Origin of the sequence: Pedobacter jejuensis (assembly GCF_003725795.1) — a bacterium.
Classification (GTDB): Bacteria; Bacteroidota; Bacteroidia; order Sphingobacteriales; family Sphingobacteriaceae; genus Pedobacter; species Pedobacter jejuensis.
Window position 1 is genome coordinate 149,404 of sequence record NZ_RBEE01000004.1, and the last position, 13,395, is coordinate 162,798.

Here is a 13,395-nt window from a genome sequence, read left to right on the forward strand (position 1 = left end):
CATAACATCCCTCTCCTGAAAGAGAGGGAAAACAAGGACTGTGCTTTTAACCCTTGATAATGATGAATATAAAAATAACTTCATATTTCTTAAGCAACTTAAAAATCGACTATTAATACCCCATCAAAAAAACTGAATGTTAAAACCTGTGCATCACTCACTGACTGCAAATCCCTCTCTTCAAGGAGAGGGAAAGCACAACAAAGGCCAAATCAAAACCTTTGATAGGGTGAGGTAAAAAAGGTTTTTGATTTGGCCGGTACAGATTAGAAAATTTTAATAAATGATACAGCCTCTTTGCTATCCATTAAAAAAATTATTCAATTTCGATTTGACGAGAAACCATTTTAGCTTCTTCACGCTTTGCGATGTTTATGGTTAAAATTCCATCGTTGTATTTAGCATCGATTTGTTCTGCGTTTGCAGTTTCTGGCAGTGTGAACGACCTTGTAAATGAAGTATAGCTAAATTCACGTTTTGCATAATTTCGGTCTTGATAATCATCCTGATAAGATTTATCGACTGAAATTGTTAGCACATCTCCATCCAGTTTTATTCTGAAATCATCTTTCTGTAGCCCTGGTGCAGCAAGTTCGATGTGAAAATTATCGGTAGATTCACTGATATTGGTAGCAGGTACACGCGATACCAATCTATCTGCAAAAAATGTGTCGTTAAAGATAGAATCGAACACATTACTCATTTCTGGTAAAGCACCATTTTTCTTGTTTTGAGAATTAAATTTAACCAGTGTCATAGGTTTTTCCTCCTTAATTTGATTTAATGATTAAAACTAATAATTAATTAAACTCTTTATTTTTCGTGATGGATAAATCAAGCTATATGCCAATTGAATATTGAATAATAATTGCTGAAAATTTTTCATAAAATCCGCAAATTTTTCAGTTTAAAATGTCAAAAATTCAGACAGCTTATTCCAAAATTGGTATACATTCTAGCGATATCTAACGCATTTTTATTAAATAGAAAAATTGTCCCAAATCTGGGTTTTCATCACAAAAAATAGCAATTACAAACTCATAACACAATTTTTAATATTTCTAATGCCATTTTAATTTAAACAGCTGATAATTAACAACTTTACACGATGTGATCATTCAAAATAACAACACATACCGTATTATTAAAAATACAGACTTTTTAATTTATGTAATCATTTGTTTTACTGCATTTTAAGTTCGTGTAAAAATCGCTTTGATTAGAAACTCTACTCTTGATTAGGGGTTACTTTTGTTAGAAATTACAATCTTAAACTACATTCCTATTAGTTTTAAGATACGCTCTCATTAACCTAGTTTTTGAATTTTTTTTTCCAAATGTCCACTATAAATTATTAACGGACATGGGATTTATGTGCAAGTGATTAAGAAAAATGAATAAAAAAGCAGTATATACCCTATTATGCTTATTGTTTTTTAAAATACTTACCGTTGGAATTGCAAATGCATTTCCGAACAGTACACCTATTGCAGATGATTTCTTACCTAATGAAAAAGGGAATTTTAAGACATCATTAACATTTAAATCATCTTTAAACGATTTATTAGCAGATTCTGATAATCATAAATCCAATCTATTCGTACCAACCTACTCTACCCATTATATTGCACCTGCGCCTTGGCAATATTGGAATAAAGCCAATCAGATTGTAATTACGACAGAAAGTACATCAACTATTTCTGGTAGTATTTATAAAAGTAACGGAGCTAAACTGTATGATTTTACAACTGTTGCTAATACACCTTTTGTAAGAGTTGTAACTAATGATGCACCTTCAACCACTCCCACCCATCAACTCAATACAGTTTTAGCTGGTGCCGGTTTAATCGTAATTGCAAACGGAACAATTGCTGTAAACTTGCGAAACATCGCTTCTGATAATTTGGGCGGCGATGGAAATGACGCTCAGATTAAAGGAAATGCATCGTTATTCAGTTTTGGTGATGCTGCAATTGGAACTGCATTTAGGGTAGGCTATTATAGAGATGGAACACTAAGTGGTTCTGAATTACCTATTTATAGCATAATGGCTATAGAAAACAATACGGTGGTTAAAATTGCTGGTGTTGCAACTGCAACCTTAAATAAAGGGGAGAGTTATCTATTTCAAAGCCCCATTGGAACGCTGGTCGAGTCGTCAGGTCCGGCAGTTATGAATACCGGAGCCAGATTAGATGCACCGGAAGGATGTGGTGATGGCGCCTACAATCCTATTCCCCCAATCGTGTCTTTAGGTTCTGAATATGTTATTGTTAAAGGTGAAGGTAATCTTACAGCCGAACAAACCACTGTAATAGCTTCAGAACCAAACACAAAATTTTATGTTGAATTTTATGATGAGAACGGGGTTTTTAAGCGTAGAGAAGATTTTACGATTTCTGCAGCTGGAGGTTTTAAAACCTTTAAACATGGCTATATTAATGGTACAAACTGGAGTACGACAAATAATGGAAAGTTCTCATCATCAAGAATTGTAGCTGAAAAAGACGTACTTGTATTTTCGGGAACGGGTGGTATTTCTGTTGGTGGAGGTTGTGAAGTAGATGTTGCAGCACTTGTGCCAATTGAAAAATGCGGTGGTTCCAAAAATGTAGAAACTTATAAGTTTACCTCCTATACAGAAAGTGCATTAAGTTATTTTGGATACATTTTAACCAATTCACCAACTGACGTTATTAATCTAAAAACGACAACAGGTAACAAAAATATCGAAAGCATTCCATCAGTAGGAAATAGAAAACCACTAGGCACTTCGGGTTTATATCTTATTAAATTTACCGATGCTGATATTGGCAAACCAAACGTGATAACCTTAAGTAGCAACACGAGGCTTACCGTTTCGATGGTGCAGCAAGGTGATGGTTTCTCGATGTCTAATTTTATATCTCGATTTGCGGAAAAAGCCGGACAACCAACAGTAGATAAAACGGACTGTTCGGCTGCCATTTTAACTGCACAACCGTCTGATGCAAGAGGATATAAATGGTATTTCAATGGTGTTGAAATTAATGGTGCTACAGCTAATACTTATGTGGCTAAGGCTTCAGGAAATTATACGTTAACTGTAGAACTTGAATGCGGAATGAGTGCACAATCTTTGCCGCTTATTATTTCGCTTTGCGATATCGATCGCTCTATAAAAAAGACGGTAGATAAAGCATTACCAAATTTGGGCGAAGAAGTTTCATTCAAACTGGTAGCCGAAAACTTAGGTTCGGGCAATGCGATTGGGGTTTCGGTTTTAGATAAACTTCCGGCTGGATATACCTATGTATCACACACGACTGCTACTGGAAGTTATGACAGTGCTACCGGTATTTGGTCGATAGGTGGAATGAATAGTGGAGCAAGTGCTGAACTAATTATAAATGCGAAGGTTGCACAAGATGGTACTAACATAAATAAAGCAAAAATTACTGGCACGCAGACTGACATCAATCCTAATAATGATGAAAGCGAAATATCAACTCGTACAGAGTTGGGTACGGTAACATTAGTACCCCAAGGTTCTCCCGACCGAAGTGTTTGTTTGAATACTGCAATCGAAGAAATAGTTTACAAAATTGGAGGTGGAGCATCATCAGCTGTTGTTACAAATTTGCCTGCAGGATTTAATTATACCCAAGAAGGTGATTTGATTAAAATTACTGGTTCATCCAATGTTCCTACACTACCAGAAGGAACTACTTATACCATTACCACAGTTGGTGGCATTCCTGCTTCAAAATCAGGTATTATTGTAGTGAAACCAAATGTAAGCGCTCCTGTATTTATGTCTGAACTTGCTACAGAACGTTGTGCTGGAAGTGGTGAAATCACTTATTCGGCAACTGCTACAAATAGCGAATCAATTGTTTATCAACTTGCTCCCACGAATGCAGGTACGATTAATGCCGCTACGGGACTTGTTAGTTGGGCAGCTGAATTTGTAGGAGAAGCAACTGTTAGAGCTACCGCAAAAGGTTGCGATCAAAAGTTTACTGAATTTAAAATTAACGTATTACCTCGGCCGTTAGCACCAACTGCACCAGATCCAGTATATTGCCAAAACCAAACTGGAGTTTTAGCACTTACAGCAACCACCGAACGCGATGCAACTTTAGTTTGGTATGATTCAAACAAACAAGTTCTTTCGGAAGCACCAATACCTTCCACTGCTACAGCAGGAACTCAAATATTTTATGTAGCTCAGAAATTCGATATCGGTTGCGAAGGTGAAAAGACTGAAATTAAGGTTACCATCAATCCTACTCCTTCTAAGCCAACTGCACCAAATCCAGTGTATTGCCAAAACCAAACCGGAGTTCCTGAGCTTACTGCAACTGCATCAACTGACGCAACTTTGGTTTGGTACAATGAATCCGGACAGGTTTTGCCATCTACACCAACACCTTCAACTGCTACAGTTGGAACTCAAAAATACTATGTTGCTCAGAAATTTCCTACAGGATGCGAAGGTCCGAAAGCAGAAATAGTGGTAACTATTAATCCGCTTCCTGCAGCTCCAGCTGTTTCTGCTACTTTATCGTATTGCCAAAATCAAACTGGAGTTCTTGCACTTTCTGCAAATCCAGACGCCAATGCAACCTTAGTTTGGTACAACGAATCCGGACAAGTTTTGCCATCTGCTCCAACACCTTCAACTGCTGTTGCTGGAACATTTAAACATTATGTTGCGCAGAAATTTTCTACAGGCTGTGAAGGTCCGAAAGCAGAAATAGTGGTAACTATTAATCCGCTTCCCGCAGCTCCGACTGTTTCAAATTTAACATATTGTCAAAACCAAACTGGAGTTCCTGCACTTACTGCGAATCCCAATTCCAATGCAACCTTAGTTTGGTACAATGAATCCGGACAGGTTTTGCCATCTACACCAACACCTTCAACTGCTACAGTTGGAACTCAAAAATACTATGTTGCTCAGAAATTTCCTACAGGATGTGAAGGTCCGAAAGCGGAAATAGTGGTAACCGTTAATCCACTTCCTGGAGCTCCAACTGTTTCTGCTACTTTAGCATATTGCCAAAATCAAACTGGAGTTCCAGCTCTTACTGCAACCTCATCAAATGGTGCAACTTTAGTTTGGTATAATGAATCCGGACAGGTTTTGCCATCTACACCAACACCTTCAACTGCTACAGTTGGAACTCAAAAATACTATGTTGCTCAGAAATTTCCTACAGGATGTGAAGGTCCGAAAGCGGAAATAGTGGTAACCGTTAATCCACTTCCTAGAGCTTCAACTGTTTCTGCTACTTTAGCATATTGCCAAAACCAAACTGGAGTTCCTGAGCTTACTGCAAATCCAGACGCCAATGCAACCTTAGTTTGGTACAATGAAGCCGGACAAGTTTTGCCATCTGCACCAACACCTTCAACTGCGACAGTTGGAACTCAGAAATATTATGTTGCACAGAAATTTTCTACAGGATGTGAAGGTTCGAAAGCGGAGATAGTGGTAACCATCAATCCGATTCCTGCAGCCCCAACTGTTTCTGCTACTTTAGCATATTGCCAAAATCAAACTGGAGTTCCTGAACTTATTGCAAATCCAGACGCCAATGCAACCTTAGTTTGGTACAATGAAACTGGACAAGTTTTGCCATCTGCTCCAACACCTTCAACTGCTACAGTTGGAACTCAAAAATACTATGTTGCGCAAAAATTTTCTATAGGATGTGAAGGTCCAAAAGCGGAAATAGTGGTAACCATTAATCCGATTCCTGCAGCCCCAACTGTTTCTGCTACTTTAGCATATTGCCAAAATCAAACCGGAGTTCCAGCTCTTACTGCAAATCCAGACGCCAATGCAACCTTAGTTTGGTACAACGAAACTGGACAAGTTTTGCCATCTGCTCCAACACCTTCAACTGCTACAGTTGGAATTCAGAAATATTTTGTTGCCCAGAAATTCGCTACAGGATGTGAAGGTCCGAAAGCGGAAATAGTGGTAACCGTTAATCCACTTCCTGGAGCTCCAACTGTTTCTGCGACTTTATCGTATTGCCAAAATCAATCTGGTGTTCCTGAGCTTTCTGCAAATCCAGACGCCAATGCAACTTTGGTTTGGTACAATGAAGCAGGACAAGTTTTGCCATCTGCTCCAACACCTTCAACTGCTACAGTTGGAACTCAAAAATACTATGTTGCTCAAAAGCTTATAAATGGTTGCGAAAGTGAAAAGGCGGAAATAGTGGTAACCATTAATCCTCTTCCAGCAGCCCCAACTGTTTCAAATTTAACTTACTGTCAAAACCAAACTGGAATTCCTGCACTTACCGCATCGGCGTCAAGTGGTGCAACTTTGGTTTGGTACAATGAAAGTGGTCAAGTTCTTTCTGCTGCTCCAACACCTTCAACCGCTACAGTTGGAACACTTAAATATTATGTTGCGCAGAAATTTTCTACAGGATGCGAAGGTCCAAAAGCAGAGATAGTGGTAACCATTAATCCGCTTCCAGCAGCCCCAACTGTTTCTGCCACTTTAGCATATTGCCAAAATCAAACTGGAGTTCCAGCTCTTACTGCAACCTCATCAAATGGTGCAACTTTAGTTCGGTATAATGAAGCAGGACAAGTTTTGCCATCTGCTCCAACACCTTCAACTGCTACAGTTGGAACTCAAAAATACTATGTTGCTCAAAAGCTTATAAATGGTTGCGAAAGTGAAAAGGCGGAAATTACGGTTACCATCAACCCAACTCCTTCTAAGCCAACCGCAACAAATCCAGTATATTGCCAAAACCAAACTGGAATTCCTGAACTTACTGCAAGTACATCAACTGACGCAACTTTGGTTTGGTACAATGAAGCAGGACAAGTTTTGCCATCTGCTCCAACACCTTCAACTGCTACAGTTGGAACTAAAAAATATTATGTTGCTCAAAAGCTTATAAATGGTTGCGAAAGTGAAAAGGCGGAAATTACGGTTACCATCAATCCTACTCTTTCTAAGCCAACCGCACCAAATCCAGTATATTGCCAAAACCAAACTGGAGTTCCTGAACTTACTGCAAGTACATCAACTGACGCAACTTTGGTTTGGTACAATGAAGCAGGACAAGTTTTGCCATCTGCTCCAACACCTTCAACTGCGATAGTTGGAACTAAAAAATATTATGTTGCTCAAAAGCTTATAAATAGTTGCGAAAGTGAAAAGGCGGAAATAGTGGTAACCATTAATTCGCTTCCTGCAGTTCCAGCTGTTTCTGCTACTTTATCGTATTGCCAAAATCAAACTGGAGTTCCTGAGCTTATTGCAAATCCAGCCGCCAATGCAACCTTAGTTTGGTACAATGAATCCGGACAGGTTTTGACATCTGCTCCGACACCTTCAACTGCGACAGTTGGAACTAAAAAATATTATGTTGCTCAAAAGCTTATAAATGGTTGCGAAAGTGAAAAGGCGGAAATTACGGTTACCATTAATCCGCTTCCTGCAGCTCCAGCTGTTTCTGCTGCTTTATCGTATTGCCAAAATCAAACTGGAGTTCCTGAACTTTCTGCAAATCCAGACGCCAATGCAACCTTAGTTTGGTACAACGAAACTGGACAAGTTTTGCCATCTGCTCCAACACCTTCAACTGCTACAGTTGGAATTCAGAAATATTTTGTTGCCCAGAAATTCGCTACAGGATGTGAAGGTCCGAAAGCGGAGATAGTGATAACCATTAATCCGCTTCCAGCAGCTCCGACTGTTTCTACTACTTTAGCATATTGCCTAAATCAAACTGGAGTTCCTGAGCTTACTGCAAATCCAGACGCCAATGCAGCCTTAGTTTGGTATAATGAAGCAGGACAAGTTTTGCCATCTGCTCCAACACCTTCAACTGCTACAGTTGGAACTCAAAAATATTTTGTTGCTCAAAAGCTTATAAATGGTTGCGAAAGTGAAAAGGCGGAAATTACGGTTACCATCAACCCAACTCCTTCTAAGCCAACCGCACCAAATCAAGTGTATTGCCAAAACCAAACTGGAGTTCCTGAACTTACTGCATCTGCATTAACTGGCGCAACCTTAGTTTGGTACAATGAATCCGGACAGGTTTTGCCATCTACACCAACACCTTCAACTGCTACAGTTGGAACTAAGAAATATTATGTTGCTCAAAAATTTTCTACAGGGTGTGAAGGTCCAAAAGCAGAGATAGTGGTAACCATTAATCCGATTCCTGCAGCTCCAGCTGTTTCTGCTACTTTATCGTATTGCCAAAATCAAATTGGAGTTCCAGAACTTACTGCAACTCCATCGACTGACGCAACTTTGGCTTGGTACAATGAATCCGGACAGGTTTTGACATCTGCTCCAATACCTTCAACTGCGACAGTTGGAACTCAGAAATACTTTGTTGCTCAAAAATTTTCTACAGGGTGTGAAGGTCCAAAAGCAGAGATAGTGGTAACCATTAATCTGCTTCCTGCACTTCCAACTGTTTCTGCTACTTTATCGTATTGCCAAAATCAAACTGGAGTTCCTGCACTTACTGCAAATCCCGATGCCAATGCAACCTTAGTTTGGTACAACGAAACTGGACAAGTTCTGCCATCTGCACCAACACCTTCAACTGCTACAGTTGGAACTCAAAAATATTATGTTGCGCAGAAATTTCCTACAGGATGTGAAAGTCCGAAAGCGGAAATATTGGTAACCATTAATCCGCTTCCTGCAGCTCCAACTGTTTCCGGTACTTTATCATATTGCCAAAATCAAAAGGCAGTTCCTGCACTTACTGCAACGGCATCAAGTGGTGCAACTTTGGTTTGGTACAATGAAGCCGGACAAATTCTTCCGTCTGCTCCGACACCTTCAATTGCGACAGTTGGAATTCAGAAATATTTTGTTGCCCAGAAATTTTCTACAGGATGTGAAGGTCCGAAATCGGAAATAGTGGTAACCATTATTCCTTTAGGTACTAAACCTTTAATTACCAGTAGCGGCAACCTTCAATTTTGTTTAGGCGGTTCAGTTATTTTAACATCTTCAACTGCTCATCAATATCAATGGTATAAAGATAATCAGCCCATAAATGGTGCGACAGGCAAGAGCATAACAATTACTTTGAGCGGAGAATATCGTATCGAAACCAAGAATATCAATGGTTGTTCTTCCTTAATTTCTGATCCTGTTATCATTATAAATGAAGGAACGCCAACAAAGCCATCGATTACTGCAACTACTGCTATAGAACTTTGTAAAGGTGAAAAAGCAACGCTAAAATCATCTGCATCAACGGGAAATCAATGGTACAGAAATGGAAGCATCATCCCAGGGGCAATTGATCAGATTTTTCAAACCTCTCTAGATGGTAGCTACACAGTAAAAACTAAAACCCCAGCTGGTTGCGAAAGCTTAATGTCTGAACCAATTTCTATAATATTTAAAGATTTATTGCCTCCGCCATCAATTTCTCCTGTTGGTGAGCAAGTAATTTGCAGAGGTGGCAGAGTAACATTAAGCTCGTCATCATCTACGGGCAACCAATGGTTCAAAGATGGGGTATTAATTCCGGGTGCAGTAAACCAAACCTATGTAGCTACTTCAGGTGGCATTTATTCGGCAAAAGCTATTAATACAACGGGTTGCGGAGGTACGATTTCAAACATCGTTCAGGTTAACGAAGTTGATTTTAAAATTTCCCTATCAGCAAATGATGAATTTAGCCAACCAGATGGAAGCATCGTTTTAAAAACATCATCAAACTTAAAATATAAAGTGGTTAGTTGGTCGCCTCAAAATTTATTTCAAAAACAAGATGCTACAACTCAAAGCTTAAATTTAAAATCCAATGTAAATGTTGTTGTAAATGTGATGTCGGAAAATGGTTGTATAACCTCTGCTAGTTTGGCTTTAAACTATACAAAGAAAAGAGATTTATTTATTCCAAACACCTTTACACCAAACGCTGATGGCAAAAACGACTTCGTTAAAGTTTACGGTAATGAAATAGATGCCGTAGAATTTATGGTATATACCCAATGGGGCGAATTAATTTATAGATCAAAAGAAAAAGATGCATCTTGGGATGGGAATTACAGAGGTTTGCCTCAACCCGTTGGTGTTTACTTATATAAATGTGTGGTTCGGTTTAACGATGGAGAAGAACTTACAAAACATGGTGCAATTAATTTGTTGAGGTAGTATGAGGAACGTGTTTTTTTTAGTTTTTTTTCTGGTGGCTTTTAAAACCTATGCCCAGGTAGATCCTCATTTTTCACAATATTATGCTTATGCCCTTTGGATGAATCCTGCACTTGCAGGCGCATCTCAGATGGATTACAGAGCAACACTGATACACAGAAGTCAGAGTTTTGGTAATGTAAATACCTTTAATACTGATGGTTTATCGGCCGAGCTAACCACTAACCGAAACATAAATATTGGTGTAAATATTTTAAACCAAACGGCTACAAGTGGCGGCTATGGTTACATAAATGGTAGTTTATCTCTTGCCTACACCGGTATAAAATTTGGTTATAACGAAGATTATAATTTTATTTTTGGGATAAACGCCGGTTTTTTGAATCGAAGATTTGATAGCAGTAGATTTCAACTTGGCGACCAATATCAATCTGGAGTTGGTTTTAATCCAGTAATTCCTACTGCAGATAATTTCAACAACAATGCTTCTACTGTTTTAGATGCTGGTGCAGGTGTTGCCTTTTTTGATACCAACCCGCTCAAAAAAGCCAATTTATTTGCTGCATTTTCTATGAATCATTTAACCCGACCGGTAGATCCGTTTGTGAACTCGCAGGGGAAATATTATTTACCAATTCGTTATCTGGTAAATGCCGGTGTGAGTATTAAATTGAAAAATAATATGGTGGTTATTCCGCACATCATGTATGCAAGGCAAGGCAATGCACAAGAACGTATGGCAGGTGTTTATCTGTCAGTTCCATCGGGTAATACATCTGAAGTGATATTGGGAGGAAACATTCGTTATAAAGATGCAATCGTTCCTTACGGAGGATTTACATTTAATAATTTTACGCTAGGCTTAAGCTACGATATTAACCCAGCACTTAACACAGCAGGAACAAACACAAATACTTTCGAAATTTCATTAACTTTTTTCAAACGTAAATCAGAAAATTACCGAGGCATTCGGTGTCCGGTGTTTTAACAGGATAGATTATTTCCATCCTAAAGCTATTCGTCTCAACCTCTTCAAATCTAATTTTCGTAAATTATTTTAAGGTGATTATTACTTTTAATATTTTCTTAAAAATTAGGTTGTTGGGATATACTCCTCTAAATTCATCAGCATGTGGACCATAAGCAAAAACGGGCACCATAATGTTTGTGTGGTCATCTGTACTGAAATTTCCAGTAATTTTTCCGTTTTTCGTATCCGCATCAAGAAGTGATAAACCACCGGTTTCATGGTCTGCGGTAACGATAACAAGTGTTTCACCATCTTTATCGGCAATTCGCAAAGCAGCTTCAATCGTTTTATCAAAATCAAGCATTTCGGTAACCAAATAAGGTAGATCATTCGCATGTCCTCCATGGTCTATTTGAGCACCTTCAGCCATAATAAAATAGCCTTTTTTATTCTTTTTGAGTAGTTCAACAGTTTTTAACAGCGACTGTTTTAAAACATCTCCTCGCCCTTTCAATACCGAACGGGTATCTTCGTTTGGTAGCAAAACCAATTGCTTACCCGAAACCTGTTTCTCAAATTCAGGAAAGCTTTTGTTCAAAACAAATCCTGATTGTGTTAGTGCACTCGCTAAACCTGTATTTTTATTATTTAAAAAAGCTTGCTGATTGGAGCCAACCAAAATTTCTACTTTTGATTTTAACAAATCAGCAGCGATTTCATTGCTCATGGTGCGTTCGGTTTGGTGAGCATAAAATGCCGCTGGAGTTGCATCGGTAATATCGCCAACGCTTATAATTCCACTCTTAATACCAAAGCCGTAAAGCGTATCAACCAGGTTTGTTCTCTTTTTATTATCAGTTCCCATACCAATGTACCTGTTATTTGTTTTCTCTCCTGTAGCCATTGCTGTAGCTCCAGCTGCCGAATCGGTATTATCAGAATTAGCTGCACCAGTTTGAGAAAAGCCAATGTTTTTAATTCTGGCTAGATTTAAATCTCCGTGATTGGCAATTAAACCGGCATGAATCTGGGCAAGTCCCATCCCATCGCCAATTAATAAAATAACATTTTTAACTTTCTTATTTGCTCCATCTGATTGATAACTGGGTGTGTAAATCGGGTATGGAGTAGCGTTGGTAAAAGTCAATTTATCTTGATGAGCGTAAAAATCGGCCAATTGAGCCGGATGATCGGTATTTATCCAATCTACACCTAACCTACCAAGAACAATCCATGTATTCTTACTATCAACTGTAGCCCAAAACCTAAAAGGCTTTTTAAGATTATGTGCATCATCAACTACTTGTTTAAGCTTGGCATAATCTGTTGGCGTTGGTACGCCTTTACCATTCCAAACCGTATATTTTTTAATATCCTGACTTATCATTGCAACATGCTTCAATTCATCAGCAGAATATTTTATGCCTGGACGACCATCAAAAGAGATATAATCTGGCCAATCCATAAATTTTGAAGGAACAGGCATATCTCCACTAATTACGATTTTAATTGCTTTGCTATTTTTGCTTACATCGAATACATCGCCGAAGGCCTTCAATTCTGATATAAGCTTGTTCAAAACATTAATATGGTCTTGCTTTATATCGATAACCAATTGAAGCGTTTGCTCAGAATTTTTAAATGCCTGGTTGCCATTCTCTTTAAATAATTTTGCTAATGGCGATAGATAAAGCTGAGTTAATGTACGTCCAGGTTTAATCTCTGAATTTTCATGCGCTACGTAAAGTTCGTTGTCTTTTAAAAAAACATCAGCTTCTACTGATCCCATTTTAGCATAATAGGCCTGTAAAAGAGGAATATCTTGATGGTAATCGTTATGACTGTGTCCTCTAGTATTGCCATTTGTTTGTGCCCAAGTTAGTGAAGGGAACACCAACATGATGGCTAAAATTTTTATGTAGGAAATTTTCATTTTATGCAATGTGATAATATTATTATTTAAAGGACTTACCGTATTCAGGATTTTTCGCGGTGTTCGGCTAATTTTTTTTTGCAGCAAAAAAACAACTTTGGTGTGAAGTTAATATTAAGCTGATGATAACAAACAGAAGTGGAAGTAACAAAAGCTAATTAACCTGAGTTCTATTATTAATTGCCTTCACATTAGTAATGAGCTGCCTTTTTTTTTACAGGAGAGATGCTGAAATAAATTCAGCATGACGTGTCGTAGAATCGAACTCATGTAAATAGTTAACCAAAATTTAAAATCTCTTTGCATAATCAGCAAATTATTTATCGCTCATTT

The 13,395-nt window shown here is 38.3% G+C and carries 4 protein-coding genes; 2 read left to right on the forward strand and 2 right to left on the reverse strand.

What is annotated here, in order from left to right:
• Positions 1-316: 316 nt before the first annotated feature.
• Positions 317-757 carry an Hsp20/alpha crystallin family protein gene (locus tag D7004_RS03245; RefSeq protein ID WP_123204439.1) on the reverse strand — a complete coding sequence of 147 codons (441 nt, stop codon included), beginning with the start codon at positions 755-757 and terminating at the stop codon, positions 317-319.
• 636 nt (positions 758-1,393) lie between these two features.
• Here D7004_RS03245 and D7004_RS03250 point away from each other — a divergent pair.
• Both D7004_RS03250 and D7004_RS03255 read left to right on the forward strand, forming a co-directional pair.
• A complete protein-coding gene (locus tag D7004_RS03250) occupies positions 1,394-10,159 on the forward strand; it encodes an Ig-like domain-containing protein (protein WP_123204440.1) in 8,766 nt (2,921 codons plus the stop codon).
• A 1-nt stretch (position 10,160) separates the two neighbouring features.
• Positions 10,161-11,147, forward strand: a complete 987-nt coding sequence (locus D7004_RS03255) for a PorP/SprF family type IX secretion system membrane protein (protein WP_123204441.1) — start codon at positions 10,161-10,163, stop codon at positions 11,145-11,147.
• 64 nt (positions 11,148-11,211) lie between these two features.
• On the opposite strand, the gene D7004_RS03260 is transcribed toward D7004_RS03255, so the two are convergent.
• Positions 11,212-13,062, reverse strand: a complete 1,851-nt coding sequence (locus tag D7004_RS03260) for an alkaline phosphatase (protein WP_244214231.1) — start codon at positions 13,060-13,062, stop codon at positions 11,212-11,214.
• Between the last annotated feature and the right edge of the window lie 333 nt (positions 13,063-13,395).